Here is a 15,689-nt window from a genome sequence, read left to right on the forward strand (position 1 = left end):
CCAGAACCTGATTGAGGCCGCCGCCTGCGGCTGCCCGGTGGTGCTGGGGCCCCACACCTTCAACTTTTCCGAGGCGGCGGAACTGGCCTGCGCCGCCGGTGCCGCGCAACGGGTGCCCGACATGGCCGCAGGCATCGCCCATGCCTCGGGTCTTGCCCTCGACCCGGCCGCCCACGCTGCGGCCAGTGAGCGCGCCAGCCGCTTTTCCACCGCCCACCGGGGGGCTGCACAGGCTACGGCGCAGGCCATATTGGGCATGGTGCAGCGCCAATAAGGGCCTGACGCACCACGCCACTTCACTGAACATGTCATGTCCATCAATGGCTATCCATCCATAACTATGGGTACAGCCAGGACGACAACGGAGTCAGACCCTAAGCCCAAAGTAAGCTGCAACCGCTACCATGGAGTGAAACAACTGTATCTGGCGGTGTCCTGTGGTTCCTGTTCACGACCTGGGCGTTGCAGCACTCGCGATTCTGGGCGTGGCGTTCCTGATCGGCTGGAGCAGTGCGCGCCTGAACCAGGCCACCCTGCTTTGGGGCATTGCCCACCTGTCGCTGGCCGGGGCCACCTTCACCGGTTACCGCTACCACCTGCAGCCTGAATCGCCGTGGCTGGCGGTGGTGGCCACGCTGCTCACCGGCTTCTTCCTGGCCAGCCTGCACGGGGGCACCAACTTCCTCAGGGGCCGCATCATCGGCCCCGGCGCTTTGATAGGGCGCAGCCTCGGTGTAGCGTTTCTGATCGCGGTGGTGGGATTCGGGGGGGACAAAAACGCGGGCAGCATCCTGGTGCTGGGACTGATGATGCTGGTGTATGGGGTGTCGGCCTACCTCTGTCTGCGCATGCACTACCGGCTGCTGGCTGCAGCGTTTTCCCTTAAGACTGCGGCCTTCCTTCTGTACTTTCTGGAACCTTCAACCATTGGCACGCCCTTTCAGAATCCGGACGTTCTGGCGGTGGGGTGGGTCTCCAGTGTGCTGCTGGGACTGGTGCTGGTGGATGCAGCGATTGCGCAAACGCGGCAACGGCTGACCAACGTGATCAAGCACCTGCCCGATGCGTTGGTGGCCCGCAGGCTTGACGGCAAGATCCTGTTTTGCAATGACCGCTTTGCCCAACTGGCGGGCAGCGCGTCCCCCACAGAGCTGGAGGGCCAGCAGGTGCCGCTATTGACCCGAGAGCAGGAAGAGGCCGAGGCCATGTTCCGCAAGGTCAACGCCATGGTTTTGTCAGGCCCCATGGATGAACCCATGCGCCTGGAGCGGACCATCACGCCTGCGCGGGGCGAATCGTTTCCGGCGGAAATCATTTTCTCCAGCTACTTGGATCTGGGCTTCCCGGTGATCCTCGGGCTCATCCGTGACCTGAGCGAGCGCAAGAGGGGGGAGGAAGAACGCCTGCACCAGGCCAACACCGACCAGCTGACCGGCCTTCCCAACCGCCGCTTTCTGGAGCAGCAGCTCGATGCCGTACTCTGGATCGCGCATCGCCAGCACACGCAGTGTGCGGTGCTGCTCATCGACCTGGACCATTTCAAGAAGGTGAATGACACGCTGGGCCATGCCTTTGGCGACGAGATCCTGCGCGACATCGCCCAGGCCTTGCAGGTTCAGCTCAAGCCCGGCGACCTGCTGGCGCGCCTGAGTGGCGACGAGTTTGCACTGGTGATGACGGGGCTGCCATCGCTCATGAGCATTCTGGAGGTCGAGGCCCGTGCGCTGGCGCTGCTGCAGCTGATCCGGCGTCAGTTCCGGGCAGGCGATGGCATGGACTACCAGATTGAGGCCACCATTGGCGTCGCGTTTTCAGGCCGCGAGGGCCTCAAGGCCTCGGTGCTGTTGCAACGTGCCGAAGTGGCCATGTACGAGTCAAAGGCGCGCGGGCGTGGGGGCTGGTGTTTCTTTGAGTCGGACATGGACGAGCGTCTGGCCGAATCGCTGCGACTGGAGTCTTCCTTGCGTCAGGCTGTGCCACGTGGGGAGCTACGGCTGCACTACCAGCCCATCTACAGCAGCACCACGGGACACATGACAAAGGCCGAAGCGCTGGTGCGCTGGGACAACCCGCAACTGGGTTGGGTACCGCCGGGGCGTTTCATCCCGGCGGCTGAGGAGTCCTCGCTCATCCTGGAGGTAGGCCAGTGGATTCTGGAAGAAGCCATCCGACAGGCAGCGCAGTGGCGTGTGCAGTCTGGTTTTGCGCCGGTGGTCAGCATCAACGTGTCGGCAAGGCAGTTTGCGCAACCCGGTTTTGAAAGCCAGGTGTTTGCCCTGCTGCAGCGTTACGGCGTGCCTCCATCAGGCATTGAGCTGGAGCTGACAGAAACTCTGCTGGCCAGTGACCAGGAAGACCTGCCCGCACTGCTGCACCGCCTGCACGACGCGGGGGTGGGGCTTTCGCTGGACGACTTCGGTACCGGGTACTCCTCGTTGAGCTACCTCTCGCGCTTCAGCCTCAACACCGTCAAGATCGACCGCAGCTTTGTGATGGGGCTGCAGGAGAGCAGCCGCAACCACTCGCTGGTGCGTGCCATCATCTCGATGGCGCACAGCCTGCACCTCGAAGTGGTGGCAGAGGGGGTGGAAACCTGGCGCCAATACGAAATCCTCAAGGCCGAGGGCTGCGACTACCTGCAGGGCTACCTGCTGGGGCGCCCCATGGCGGCAGACCAGCTGCGCACGCACCCGCAAGTGCTGGCTGGGGAGGAGGGCAACTTCCCCGATGCGGTCATATGAACGCCTGGTGAGTTGCCTTCTTACTTGACCAGCAGCGCGTTGATGGATTCGATGTCCTGCTGCGTCAGCGTACCCGCCGCCTGGCGCAGCTTGAGCGTCCCGAGCAGCACGTTGTAGCGTGCCTGGGCCAGGTCGCGCTTGGTCTGGAAAAGCTGGCTCTGGGCGTTGAGCACGTCGATGTTGATGCGCACGCCCACCTGGTAGCCGAGCTTGTTGGCATCGAGCGCGCTCTGGCTGGAGGCCTCGGCGGCCTCCAGGGCCTGCACTTGCCCCTGGCCGGACTGCACGCCAAAGAAAGCGGCGCGCGTGGCCTGCGCCACGTTGCGGCGCGCGGTTTCGAGGTCGGCCGTGGCTTTTTCTTCCAGGGCCAGGGTTTCCTTGACCCGGTTTTGCACCGCAAAACCTGCAAACAGCGGCAGGTTCAGAGCCACACCCACGCTGGCGGCGTTGCTGCGGCTGGTCACGCCGGGGGCACTGATGGTGCCGTGCAGGTTGCGTGTAACGTTGTAGCCTGCCTGCAGGTCCAGGGTGGGCAAGTGGCCGGTCTCGGCCTTTTTGGTTTCCAGCCGGGCGATGTCGAGCGCAATGGCAGCCTGTCGCACGCCGGGCTGCTGGTCGCGCGCTGTGTCCACCCAGGTGGCCACGTTGGCGGGCTGCACGCTGGGCAGCTGCAAGGGAAGTGCCAGGGGGCGTGGTTGGGTGCCGGTGATGCCAACGAGCTGGTCCAGTGCCAAGCGCTTGACGCGCAAATCGTTCTCGGCGGCGATCTCTTGTGCAATCACCAGGTCGTAGCGGGCCTGGGCCTCGCGTGAATCGGTGACGGTGGTGGTGCCCACCTCGAAGTTGCGTTTGGCCGATGCCAGTTGCTCGGACACGGCGGCTTTCTGAGCCTGCACAAAGGTCAGGGTGTCCTGTGCAGCCAGTACGTCAAAGTAAGCCTGACTCACGCGCACCAGCAGGTCTTGCGTGGCGGCATCAAGCTGGGCTTGGGCCACGTCCACACCGCGCTGGCCTTGCTCCAGGCTGATGCGGTTGGCCGGGCGGTACAGCGGCTGCGAGGCGTTGATGCCCACGGTCTGCGCCGTGCCGGTGTTTTCAATTCTGGGCTTGCTCAGTTCCACATTGCTGCGGTTGAGGCCACCCGTCAGCGCGGCCGAGGGCAGCAGGCCTGCGCGGGCCTGGTCGGCCTTGCGGCCTGCCGCATCCAGCTGTGCGCGGGCGGATTGCCAGGCCGTGTCGTAGGTACGGGCCGATTCCACCAGCTCCAGCAGGCTCTGGGCCTGCGCCGGGGCGGTGAACGCCGCGCCCAGTGCCAGCGACAGAAGGGACAGGGAAAGAGGCCGGAACGGTGTCATGGAGGTCCTTCGGGAGGGTCTGCGTTTCGATGGAGGGAGCGAGCGGGGCGGTCAAGGGCCAGGCGGTGTGTCAGTAACGGGGCACAGCGGAGTCGTTTTCATGCGACCAGGCGTCGATGCCACCGGTGATGTTGGCCAGCTTTTCAAAACCGTTGTGCTGCAAAAACGCAGCCACCCGCAGGCTGCGTGCGCCGTGGTGGCACAGGCAGGCGATGGGGCGTTGCGCCTGGAGGGCAGCGTCCAGCTCGGCCAGCCGCGCGGGCAACTCGCCCATGGGGATGGCCATGAGCTCGAAGCCCTCAGCGCGCACGCTGGCGGTTTGCAGCTCCCAGGGTTCGCGCACGTCCAGCACCAGGGGCTGGCTGCCTTCGGGTGCCGTGGCAAACCAGGCAGACAGCTGAGCGGGGCGGACGTGATCAATCATGCAGAACTCCGAAGGATGGGAATCAGAACGTAAAGCCGGAGGGCTCGGGGAAGTTCACCAGACGGGGCGCGATGGTGTCCCAGGGCGAGGTGGTTTCGAAACGGTCGCCGCTGCGGCGCGTAACGGTGAAGCGCATCACGGGCTCGTTGCCCACGATGGCGCCCAGGCGGCCACCTTCTTTCAGCAGTGAGAGCAGGGCGGTCGGAACTTCGGCCACCGAGCCGCTGAGTACGATCACGTCAAATGGGCCGTCCGGGATCGTGTCGCGGGCACCGTCGCCCAGGCGCACGTCGGCGTTTTGGATACCGGCATCGCGCAGGTTTTCGCGGGCCATTTCGGCCAGTTCGGGATTGATTTCGAGGGACACCACGCGCTCGGCGCGGTGGGCCAGCAAGGCGGCCATGTAGCCCGAACCTGCGCCGATTTCGAGCACGCGGTCGGTGGGCTTGATTTGCAGGTCTTGCAGGACGCGGGCTTCCACGCGCGGCTGCAGCATGCTGTGGCCCTGGCGCACGGCCTCTTCGGCGTCGCTGCCCAGCAGGGGCACTTCAATATCCATGAACGCCATGCTGCGGTAGGCCGGGGGCACAAAGTCTTCGCGGCGCACCACAGCCAGCAGGTCGAGCACGTCTGCGTCGAGCACGTTCCAGGGGCGGATCTGCTGCTCGATCATGTTGTAGCGGGCCTGGGCGATGGGATCGCTGATGTTGGCGGACGTGTTCAGGGGCATGTTCATGGAATATCTCCGTGGGGCGGGCGTCTAGGACAAACCCTCGATTTTACTGGGCGTTGCGGGCGAACCGCCGAACTTGCGGCGCGCCCAGCGGGCCAGATCATCCATATAGCAATACACCACCGGCACCACCACCAGCGTGAGCAGCGACGAGGTAATGACGCCGCCAATTACCGCCTGGCCCATGGGGGCACGCTGCTCTGAGCCTTCGGACAATGCGAACGCCAGCGGAACCATGCCAAAAATCATGGCCAGCGTGGTCATGAGGATGGGGCGCAGCCGCACGCGGGCGGCTAGCAGCAGGGCTTCGGTGCGGGGCAGACCGGGAACGGTCTGCCCCGCATCGTTCATGTGTTCTTCGCGGGCTCGGATCGCAAAGTCCACCAGCAGGATGGCGTTTTTGGTAACCAGACCCATCAGCATCACCACGCCGATGATGGAGAACATCGACAGCGTGGAGCGGAACATCAGCAGCGCCAGCACCACACCAATCAGCGTGAGAGGCAACGATGTCATGAGCGCCAGCGGCTGCAGGAAACTCTTGAACTGGCTCGCCAGGATCATGTAGATGAAGATGATCGCCATGGCCAGGGCTGAGATGGCATAGCCGAACGATTCGGCCATGTTCTTGGTGGAGCCACCGAACTGGTAGCGATAGCCGGGCGGGAAGGCCACGGTGTCAAGCGCCTTCTTGATGTCGCCCGAGACTTCGCCCGCAGAGCGCTGGGCCACGTTGGCGTTCACAGCGACTTCGCGGGTCAGGTCGCGGCGGTTGATCTGGTTGGCACCGGTCGATTCGGTCACGCGGGCCACCTGATTCAGGCGCACGATGCGCGTGGTGCCGTCGGCTGAGGTCATCGCAAAGGGCAGGCGCTCCAGGTCAGCGGTCTGGGTGCGGGCCTCGGGGGCCAGGCGCACGTTCACGTCGTAGGTCTGATCGTCCGGCGCACGCCAGTTGCCCACCGTGGAGCCTGCCACCAGTGTGCGCAGCGATGTCGCCATCGGCGCCACCGACAGCCCCAGATCAGAGGCCACATCGCGCTTGACCTCCAGCGAAATGACCGGCTTGTCGGGTTTGGCACTGGTGTCCAGGTCTACCAGGCCGGGGATGTCGCGGATCTTTTCGGTGACGACCTTGGTCAGGCGCTCCAGTTCTTGCAGGTCGGGGCCTTGCAGCGAGAACTCCACCTGTTTGTTGCCGCCCACGGCGTCCAGCAGGCCCACGTGGGTGATGGTGATGCCAGGCACCGTTTTCAAGCGCTCGCGCAGCACCTCGGACATTTGGTCCACACTGCGGCTGCGGTCCTTGCGGTCCACCAGTCGCACGTAGATGTTGGCGTAAATCTTGCCCTGGGCGCTTCCCGTGTTGATGGTGGCCAGTGTGTAGCGGACCTCGGGCATCTCGCGCAGCATGCCCTCAACTTGTTTGGCTTTGGCCTCGGTGGCCTCCAGAGACGAGCCCACCGGGGTGTAGAAATTGAGCGAGGTTTCGGAGAAGTCGGCCTTGGGCACGAACTCGGTGCCCAGCAACGGCACCATGAAGACGCTCAATACAAAAATAGCCAGTGCTATGCCCATGGTGGTCAGCTTGTGCACCAGCGACCAGCGCAGGATGCTCTGATAGCCTTGCGCCAGCGCGTCGGTAGCGCGGTCAAACCAGCCCGTGACGCGTCCGATGGTCTTGTCGTAGAAGGTTACGGGAGCGGTCTTCTGGCCGTGGGCGTGGATGCTGGGGTCGTGCCAGATGCTCGACAGCATGGGGTCGAGCGTGAAGCTCACGAACATCGAGATCATCACCGCCGCCACGATGGTGATGCCGAACTCGTGGAAGAACTTGCCGATGATGCCGCCCATGAAACCGATGGGCATGAATACGGCCACGATGGATAGCGTGGTGGCCAGCACGGCCAGGCCAATTTCCTGTGTGCCGTCCATGGCCGCGTCGTAGGCGCCTTTGCCCATCTGCACATGGCGCACGATGTTCTCGCGCACCACAATGGCGTCGTCGATCAGCAGGCCCACGCACAGGCTCAAAGCCATGAGCGTGATCATGTTGATGGTGAAGCCAAACATGTTCATGAACAGAAACGTGCCGATCAGCGCAATCGGCAGGGTCAACCCGGTGATCACAGTGGAGCGCCAGGAGTTCAGGAACAGGAACACGATGAGCACTGTGAGGATGGCACCCTCGATCAGCGTCTGGCGCACGTTGTTCACCGCCACACGGATGGGGCGTGAACTGTCGCCGATGCTCTCCAGGCGTACGCCCGGGGGCAGCTGGCTCTTGAGTTCGGCCACGGCAGCGTTCAGGCCATCCACCACCTCGATGGTGTTTTCGCCCTGCGACTTCTGCACCGATAGCAGCAGCGTGCGCTGCCCGTTGTAGAGCGCGAGGCTCTCAACCTCTTGCGCGCCATCGTTCACCCGCGCCACCTGGTCCAGGCGCACGGGTGCTCCGTTCTTGCGAGCAACAATGATCTTGCCGAAATCCTCGGGCCGCTCCATGCGGGCGTCGATCTGCACCACGCGCTCCTGCGCGAGGGACCGGATGGAGCCCACGGGAAGGTCCTGGTTCTCGTTGCGCACGGCCTGTGCCACCTGTTCTGGTGTTACGCCGAAGGCTTCGAGCGCTTGCGGGTTCAGGTAGATATTGATCTCCCGCTTGGTGGCCCCCACCAGGTTCACCGCCCCCACACCGCGCACGTTTTCCAGGCGCTTTTTCAGGATCTGCTCGGCCCAGGTGGTGAGCTCTACGGCGCTGCGCGGCGTGGAGCCCGCCACGCCGTCCGGCAAGACGGCTAGCGACCACACCGCCCGGCTGGCAGGGTCAAAGCGCAGCACCCGCGGCTCCTTGACCTCAGAGCGAAGGTTGGGGCGCACGGTGGCCACCTTTTCGCGCACGTCCTCGGCGGCCTTGCGGCCATCGATGTGCAGCTGGAACTCGATGATGACAACGGCCGAACCCTCGTAGCTGCGCGAGGTCAGGGCGTTGATGCCTGCAATCGAGTTGACGCCTTCCTCGATCTTCTTGGTCACCTCACTCTCGACGATTTCGGGCGATGCACCCGGATAGTCCACGGTGACCACCACCACGGGGAAGTCGATGTTGGGAAACTGATCAACCTTGAGGCGCTGGTAGGAGAACAGGCCCAGCACGACGATGGCGAGCATCACCATCGTTGCGAACACGGGGTTTTTGAGGCTGACTTTGGTGAACCACATGGCGGGGCGGGACAGTCAGTGCAATCAGGGGGCGGAGCGGGAGGACGCCGCCGAAGCAGGCGAGAGTGCCGCAGCGGTTGAACCTGCCGACGTGACAGCCAACGACGTTCCCTCGCGCAGCTGGCCGATCCTGCCTGCAATCACCACAGTGCCTTCGGCAATACCTTCCACCGCCACCAGGGTCTGGCCATCTACCACGGCGCGCCTGCCGGTCTTTACCTCGGCATAGGCCACGCGGCCATCTTTGAGAATTTGCAGGTACGACACTGGCTTGTCGGTGCGCACGGCATCCAGTGGCACGGCCAGCACATCGGCCCGCCCGGTTTCCAGGGTTCCCTGCACAAACAAGCCCTGCCGCAGCGGCGTGGCGCCGGGCGCTTGGTCCACCCGCAGGTAAACCGGCACAGTGCGGCTGCCCGCCTGGGCGCTGGGGTTGATACGCACTACGGTGGCAGATACCGGCGCTGCGATGCCTTCGACCGAGAGTTGCGCCTTCTGGCCCGTGCGCACAGCCACGGAATCCGCCGGGTTGATGAGCGCCTCCAGTTCCAGCCGCGACAAGTCCACCACCTCGATGATGCGGGCGTCCACCGCCACGCGTTCACCCGGCTGCGCCAGGCGCTGCGCCACCAGCCCGGTGATGGGGCTTTTAAGCACGGTATCTTCAAGCGCCTTGCGTGCCACGTCGGCCGCTGCCACGGCGGCCTGGTAGCTCGATTGGGCCGCCTCCAGACTGGCTTGCGACGTTACCAGGGCGGTGGCAGAGATGAAGCCTTGGTCCACCAGCGCTCGGTTGTTGGTGTACTGGCGCAGGTTGATATCCACCTGCGATTTGGCGGCGTCGGCCTGTTGCTGCGCCTGGCGCAGCCGTGCGCGGGCTTCGGTGGGGTCGATGCGGGCCACTTCCTGGCCAGCTTTGACCCTGTCGCCTTCGCGCACCGTCAGGCCCTGCAGCTCGCCGCCCACGCGGGCCTTGACCATGGCCGAATCCACCGCGCGCAAGGCGCCTGACACAGGCACACCCAGCGGCAGGTTGGTCTTCGCGACGCGCAGGACCTCATCGGGTGCCAGCTGCAGTGGGGCGGCAACGCGTTGTGCGGTGGCTTCGCTCAAGGCCTTCTGCTGCGCCTGGCGTGCAGCCATGGCGCGCCAGACCCCGGCACCCACCAACACAATGGTGATGGCTGCGGCCATCCAGGGAATCCAACGTTTCATGATCAGGCGGAGGTTGGGGAGGAGGGGAAGGGCGATGAGGCATCAGGCCGTACACACAGCCCGTGCAGGATGTTGTCAGCCTGCATCTCTATGTACTGCTCAGGCGTCATGCCCAGTGCATCTGGCACGCAGGCGCCAATGGAGTGCTTCCACAGCATCAGGAAAATCATGGGTGCAAGCACCACGTACACGGCATAGTCAGGATTCAAGGGGCGGAACTCGCCCCGCACTACCCCCCGCTCCAGGAGGCGCCGGATCAGCGCCTGGCCGGGCAGGATCACTTCCTGCTCGTAGAACTTGACGATCTCTGGGAAGTTCTGTGCCTCGCTGAGCATCAGCTTGGTAATGCCCGAAGCCTTGGTGCAGCCAATGCGCTCCCACCAGACCTGATAGCAATAGCGCAGCAACTCGCTGGATGTGCCGACAAAGTTCTCGAGCTCATTGTTCCACTCTGCGAACCGGCCAGCGATGTTCTCGCGCACCACGGCCTTGAACAGCTCTTCTTTGCTTGGAAAATATAAAAACAGCGTGCCTTTGGACACCCCAGCCCGTGCAGCCACCTCGTCCACGCGTGTGGCGGCAAAGCCCTTCTCGACGAACAGGTCGAGAGCGGCCTCCAGAAGCTCGCCAGGGCGGGCCTCCTTGCGGCGCTCGCGTTTGGTGCCTGCGGCTGTCGAAGCGGAGGAGGGTGTGGGAGACAAGGCGTTTAAGTTAATGACTGACCGGTTAGTAATGTAGCAAGCGCAGGATGGGGCGTCAATTCATAATCAGCGGCCCTGTCTCCGTTAGAACCCGAGGATCCCATGACTATGCAAACCATCACCCTGGGCGGCGGCTGCTTTTGGTGCACCGAAGCCGTGTTTGACCGCGTGCGCGGCATCACCGACGTGGAAAGCGGCTACACCAACGGCCACACCGTCAACCCCACCTACGAGCAGATCTGTGAGGGTGACACCGGCCACGCCGAGGTGGTGCGCCTGACGTTTGATGCTGACGCAATCCGCCTGGAAGAAATCCTGGAAATCTTCTTCCACACCCATGACCCGACCACCCTCAACCGCCAGGGCAACGACGTGGGCACGCAGTACCGCAGCGGCATCTACTACGACAACCCCGAGCACGGCGAGATCGCCAACGCCATGATCCGCCAGATGTCGCAAGACAAGCTGTTTGGCGCGCCCATCACCACCGAAGTGAAGCCGCTGCAGAACTACAGCACGGCCGAGGCCTACCACCAGGACTACTTTGCGAACCACCCCAATGCAGGCTACTGCGCGTTTGTGGTGGGGCCGAAGGTGGAGAAGTTTCGCAAGACGTTTGCACGGTATTTGAAGGGCTGACGCTGAGGCGCAGGCAACCACGAGAGAGTCCCCATCCATCTCCTGCGCTCTGGTTGCACTGCCTCGAATAGCCGGTGGGCTCGGAAAGAAGCTGCTAGCGGGCATAATGCAACCTGATTGCGTTAGGTGTAGTTCATCTGCGTTTCATCCGCATTCCCTATGCCACTACCTTCATCTCAACGTCCCCAGCCCTGGTCCCTCCCGCCCGGCATGCGCGCCACCCGCGCCACGCGGGCGCTGGCGGCGCTGTATGAGGCGCGGCCCGATGCGGCGCTGTCCGAGTCCGAAGTCGAGGCTGCACTCGCTGCCGCAGGTGCCCCGGTCAACAAGGTCACCGTCTACCGCATGCTCGACCGGTTTGCCGCCGTTGGCCTGTTGCACAAGCAGGTGGATGCCGCCCGGGTCACCCGTTACGCGCGGGCGTCGCAGGGCAAGGAGGGCGCGGCGCCGCGCTTCGAATGTGACGACTGCCACCGTCAGTTCCGTCTGTCCCAAGGCACGGCCAAGGTGCAGGACGCCCTCAAGCAGGTGCTGCAGGCGCTGGCCACCGCAGGGCATGAGAGCCTGGCGGTGGACATTGCCGTGCACGGGCGGTGTGCGGAATGCGCCCACCCGGCGGAAGGTGCTGCCACATGATCCGTACCCGGGGGCTTTCCTACACCTACGCCACAGGCGGTTGCGCACCGCTGCGTTTCCCCGATGTGGATCTGCATCAAGGCGGCACGCTGTTGCTGCGCGGGCGCTCGGGCACGGGCAAATCGACCTGGCTGGCGCTGATGGCGGGGCTGCGTGGTGCAAGTGGCGGCGACCTGTTTGTGGCAGGCACCCAGCTGGGTACGCAGCGCGGGGCAGAGATTGATGCATGGCGTGCGCGCACCATCGGCTTCTTGCCGCAAAAGTTGTACCTCAGCAGCGCTCTCACAGTGGACGACAACCTGGCTCTGGTCTTTTTTGCGGCCGGACTGCCGCGCGATGGCGCGGCCATTCAGCGAGCACTGGCGCAGGTGGGTGTGGCCGAGCTGGCAGCGCGCAAGCCACACCAGCTCTCGGGTGGGCAGGCGCAACGCGTGGCACTGGCGCGGGCTGTGCTGCTGGCACCACAGGTGCTGCTGGCCGACGAGCCCACGGCCAGCCTGGACGACGAAGCCGCTGCCGATGCGCTGGCGCTGCTGCAGCGCAGTGCCGCCGCCTGCGACGCCAGCCTGATCATTGCCACGCACGACCAGCGCGTGGTGCAGGCCCTGGGCGGTGCACAGACACTCGATTTGAATGAAATAGCCGCTCCCCGCGCAACGGATGGGCACGAATAGCTATGAAAAACATAGCAAAACTAGCCCGCCTCTCATGGCGCTACCTGTGGGCCCGCCCGCTGGCGGCGGTGCTCAACCTGCTGGTGCTCACCCTGGGCCTGGCCGCCATCACGCTCGTGCTGCTGGTGGCTACGCAGCTTGACAAGGCCTTCGAGCGCGACCTCAGCGGCATTGACCTGGTGGTAGGTGCCAAAGGCAGCCCGCTGCAGCTCATTCTGGCGGGCGTGTTTCACATCGACGTGCCCACGGGCAACATTCCTCTGCAAGAGGTGCAGGCGCTTCAGACAAACCCGCTGGTGGCGCAGGTCATACCGCTGAGCCTGGGCGACAGCTACCAGGGCTTTCGCATCGTGGGCACCACGCCCGACTACGTGGCGCATTACGAGGCCGCGCTGGCCGATGGCGCGCTGTGGCAGCAGCCCATGGACGCCGTGCTGGGCGCCAGCGTGGCGCGCGGCATTGTCAAGGCCAGCCATGTGGGCGCTCCGCTGGTGGGCGCCACCTTTATTGGCAGCCACGGTCTGGGTGGGGGAGGGCACGCGCACGGCGATCACCCCTACCGCGTGAGCGGCGTGCTTGCACCCTGCGGCTGTGTGCTGGACCGGCTCATCCTCACCAGCAACGAATCGGTCTGGATGGTGCACGAGACCGCCACAGCCAACGACGCCGAAGACCTGGAAATCATGAAACAGGAGCGCGAAGTGACCGTGGCACTGTTGCGCTACCGCACGCCCATGGCGGCTGTCACGCTGCCACGCAAGATCAACGCAGACACTGCCATGCAGGCTGCAGCACCCGCCATCGAGGTCACACGCCTGTTGCGCCTGCTGGGCGTAGGGGCCGATGTGCTGCGCGCCTTTGGCGGCGTGCTGCTGGCCGTGGCCGCGCTCAGCGTGTTCATTGCGCTGTGGAACGCTGTGCGCGAGCGCCGGGCCGACCTGGCCATGCTGCGCATGCTGGGCGCGCCCCCCGGCCGCGTGGCCGGGCTGGTACTGTGGGAGGCGCTGTGGCTGGCTGCGCTGGCTTCCATTCTGGGCCTGCTGCTGGGCCATGGCCTGGCCCATGGCCTGGGCTGGGCGCTGCAGGCGCAGGGGCTGTTGCCCGTCACCGGACTCATCTGGCTGCCCGCCGAGGCGGGTGTACCGCTGCTGGCAGCGGGTGTGGCGGCGCTGGCAGCACTGCTGCCTGCCATGCAGGCCTACCGCACCGATGTGGCTGACCTGCTGAGCCACGCATGAAAGCCCCCTGTGCCGCTTCGCGTCTTGCCCCGTGGGGGACGCCCCCAGGGGCCTGGCAACGCAAGTTGCCCGGCGGCGCTGGACTTGGTCGCGCCAGTTTCAATCACCGTTTACCCACCATCACCCTGAAGGACACACCATGAAAAAGCTGCTCACCGCTCTCGCCCTGGCCCCCATGCTCCTCGTTGGTGCCCTGGCCCACGCCCAGGCGCACAACGACAAGGACACCAAGGAGGACATTGCCCGCCACCGCGCCATGGCCGCCGCACACGAGGCCGCCGCCAAATGCCTGGAGTCTGGCAAGGGCCATGACCAGTGCCAGAAAGACCTGCAGGCCGCCTGCAAAAACCTGGCTATCGGAAAATACTGCGGCATGAAGCACGCGCACTGAATCGCGGCGCATCTCTTCTTTCTCACGCCCGACCCCATCGACAGGTTCTCCCGCCATGGCCATCCACCAGCCCTCCCATCTGAACACTGCCTTCTGGCCACCCGCCGCCCGCCGCGCTCGTGCCGCTCGGCATGCAGTTGCAGTGGCAACGCTGCTGGGCAGCGCCGGGGCCGTGTGGGCCCAGGTGCCCAGCCAGCCTCTGGCCACCAAGCCCGAGCCCGGCGCGTTCGAGCGCGCCACCGGCAAAACCGCTGCAGCGCCTGCATCGACCGCCGGGGCGGGCACGCCCCCCGTGCTCTCGTCGCCATTGCCCGCTGGGGCTGCGGCAGGCATCCCGTCGGGCACCGGGGCGGGTTATCACAACCCCAACAGCCCCATCGCGCCGCTGCCCCAGCGCAACGACGTGGTGCCCTGGTCGGTGCTGACCGACCTGACCCGCAAGACCACCAAGGACGGCATCGTGCCCGTGTTCAACCAGGCGCAAAAGGGCATGGACAAGACCGTGCAGCGCATCCAGGGCTTCATGATGCCGCTGGACGCCAAGGCCACGCAGACGCACTTCTTGCTCACTTCCGTGCCCATGACCTGCTCGTTCTGCCTGCCCGGTGGGCCCGAGAGCATGGTTGAGGTCAAGGCCAAGACCCCCGTGCGCTACTCGATGGAGCCTGTCGTGGTGGAGGGCCGCTTTACCGTGCTTACCAACGACCAGTACGGCCTGTACTACCGTGTGGTCGATGCCGTTCAGGTGAAATGACCAGGTTCTGAGACATCTTGCCCCTGGCTTGACCCGCACCAGCTCCCCCATGAAGCAGCACCGCTTCGGCCCGCACCAGCACCAGCCCCAGCCGCAGTCGCCCGCCTTTCTGCCTGGCGCAGGGCAGGGCGCGCCTGCGCGCTGGTGGGCGCACCTGGCCCTGGCCTGGCTGGTGCTGGCCCTGGTCGCAGCCCCCACGCTGGGGCGCCTGCACCAAGTGCTGCACGGTGGTGCGCCAGACCTCCAACACGCCCATGCCCACGTCCAAACCGGGCTGACCCAGGCCATCCCCCAGGCTTTTGCCGAGGCGGGTGCCCCCACCGTGGTCAAAGCACCAGCTTCAGCGGGCGTGCACACGCACCACGGGTTGCTTGCACAGCTGGTTCAGCTGGTGGCAGGCCACGCGTCCGCCGATTGCCTGCTGCTCGACCAGCTCGCGCTGGGCGATGCGTTGCTCAGCGCCCCCCTGGCGCTGCCCGAGGCCACACCCGCGCAGGCCCAGCCCCATCCCCTTGCCGGGCGCTCCACGCTCCAACACACCGCGCTGTTCCTGGCGCGGGGCCCACCCCCAGCGGCCTGAGAGACATACAGTCTTTCTGACTGCCTGCATTGGCAGCTCCCGGCGTCGTGCCGTCCCGGCCATCCATGGCCGGTGCGGCCCCTGCGCAAGCGCTCCGGGCACCAAAAACTCCTAATTTCATAGCTAAAAGCGCAATACAGACGAGCGCAAACGGCTATTTTTCACTTTTCTCGCGCCCACAGGCGTGAAGCTTTCTGCCTGCCCGCATACATCCGGCTCGCCCGGCGTGGTGCAGCGTCTACCCCTGTTGCGAGCCACCACCACCATGACCTCCATCTCTCTTGCCCACCCCGCAATGCCCCAGCGCCGCCGCCCCACCACCCTGCACCCCGTGGCCTTGGCTGCCATGCTGGCGTTGTCGGGCGCAGGCTCCATCGCCCATGCAC

At 65.0% G+C, this 15,689-nt stretch carries 14 protein-coding genes and 1 pseudogene; 9 read left to right on the plus strand and 6 right to left on the minus strand.

Annotated elements, in window-relative coordinates:
* Positions 1-274, plus strand: a pseudogene (locus tag DBR12_RS23080) (3-deoxy-D-manno-octulosonic acid transferase); the annotation flags it as partial.
* A 163-nt stretch (positions 275-437) separates the two neighbouring features.
* Positions 438-2,741: a bifunctional diguanylate cyclase/phosphodiesterase gene (locus DBR12_RS17255; protein ID WP_108618391.1), complete on the plus strand. Its 2,304-nt coding sequence runs from the start codon at positions 438-440 to the stop codon at positions 2,739-2,741.
* 20 nt (positions 2,742-2,761) lie between these two features.
* On the opposite strand, the gene DBR12_RS17260 is transcribed toward DBR12_RS17255, so the two are convergent.
* The 6 genes from DBR12_RS17260 to DBR12_RS17285 all read right to left on the minus strand — a co-directional run bounded on the left by DBR12_RS17260 (position 2,762) and on the right by DBR12_RS17285 (position 10,391).
* Positions 2,762-4,096, minus strand: coding sequence for a TolC family outer membrane protein (locus DBR12_RS17260; RefSeq protein WP_108618392.1), 1,335 nt, complete (start codon positions 4,094-4,096; stop codon positions 2,762-2,764).
* A 70-nt stretch (positions 4,097-4,166) separates the two neighbouring features.
* Positions 4,167-4,520, minus strand: a complete 354-nt coding sequence (locus DBR12_RS17265) for a rhodanese-like domain-containing protein (RefSeq protein WP_108618393.1) — start codon at positions 4,518-4,520, stop codon at positions 4,167-4,169.
* A 22-nt stretch (positions 4,521-4,542) separates the two neighbouring features.
* A complete protein-coding gene (locus tag DBR12_RS17270) occupies positions 4,543-5,256 on the minus strand; it encodes a protein-L-isoaspartate O-methyltransferase (RefSeq protein WP_108618394.1) in 714 nt (237 codons plus the stop codon).
* 24 nt (positions 5,257-5,280) lie between these two features.
* The gene (locus tag DBR12_RS17275) at positions 5,281-8,475 is read right to left on the minus strand and encodes an efflux RND transporter permease subunit (protein WP_108618395.1); all 3,195 of its coding nucleotides are present in this window, start codon (positions 8,473-8,475) and stop codon (positions 5,281-5,283) included.
* Between the two features lie 24 nt (positions 8,476-8,499).
* A complete protein-coding gene (locus DBR12_RS17280) occupies positions 8,500-9,690 on the minus strand; it encodes an efflux RND transporter periplasmic adaptor subunit (protein WP_108618396.1) in 1,191 nt (396 codons plus the stop codon).
* Positions 9,691-9,692: 2 nt separating this feature from the next.
* Entirely contained in the window at positions 9,693-10,391 is a 699-nt protein-coding gene (locus DBR12_RS17285; RefSeq protein WP_108618397.1) for a TetR/AcrR family transcriptional regulator, read from the minus strand.
* A 102-nt stretch (positions 10,392-10,493) separates the two neighbouring features.
* On the opposite strand from DBR12_RS17285, the gene msrA reads away from it, so the two are divergent.
* From msrA to DBR12_RS17320, 7 genes are all read left to right on the plus strand, one after another.
* The gene (gene msrA, locus DBR12_RS17290; RefSeq protein WP_108618398.1) at positions 10,494-11,030 is read left to right on the plus strand and encodes a peptide-methionine (S)-S-oxide reductase MsrA; all 537 of its coding nucleotides are present in this window, start codon (positions 10,494-10,496) and stop codon (positions 11,028-11,030) included.
* A 210-nt stretch (positions 11,031-11,240) separates the two neighbouring features.
* Positions 11,241-11,666 (plus strand): Fur family transcriptional regulator, encoded by a 426-nt coding sequence (locus DBR12_RS17295; RefSeq protein WP_108618399.1) that lies wholly within the window; start codon positions 11,241-11,243, stop codon positions 11,664-11,666.
* Complete coding sequence (locus DBR12_RS17300) at positions 11,663-12,340, plus strand: ATP-binding cassette domain-containing protein (RefSeq protein ID WP_108618400.1); 678 nt, start codon at positions 11,663-11,665, stop codon at positions 12,338-12,340. The genes DBR12_RS17295 and DBR12_RS17300 overlap by 4 nt, the downstream gene beginning before the upstream one ends.
* Before the next feature lie 2 nt (positions 12,341-12,342).
* Complete coding sequence (locus DBR12_RS17305) at positions 12,343-13,578, plus strand: FtsX-like permease family protein (protein WP_108618401.1); 1,236 nt, start codon at positions 12,343-12,345, stop codon at positions 13,576-13,578.
* Between the two features lie 139 nt (positions 13,579-13,717).
* Positions 13,718-13,969, plus strand: a complete 252-nt coding sequence (locus tag DBR12_RS17310) for a hypothetical protein (RefSeq protein WP_108618402.1) — start codon at positions 13,718-13,720, stop codon at positions 13,967-13,969.
* A 55-nt stretch (positions 13,970-14,024) separates the two neighbouring features.
* The gene (locus DBR12_RS17315) at positions 14,025-14,723 is read left to right on the plus strand and encodes a DUF3299 domain-containing protein (RefSeq protein ID WP_300213580.1); all 699 of its coding nucleotides are present in this window, start codon (positions 14,025-14,027) and stop codon (positions 14,721-14,723) included.
* Positions 14,724-14,772: 49 nt separating this feature from the next.
* The gene (locus DBR12_RS17320) at positions 14,773-15,303 is read left to right on the plus strand and encodes a hypothetical protein (protein ID WP_233244714.1); all 531 of its coding nucleotides are present in this window, start codon (positions 14,773-14,775) and stop codon (positions 15,301-15,303) included.
* Positions 15,304-15,689: the final 386 nt, after the last annotated feature.

Source organism: Acidovorax sp. HMWF029, assembly GCF_003060895.1.
Taxonomy (GTDB): Bacteria; Pseudomonadota; Gammaproteobacteria; order Burkholderiales; family Burkholderiaceae_C; genus Acidovorax.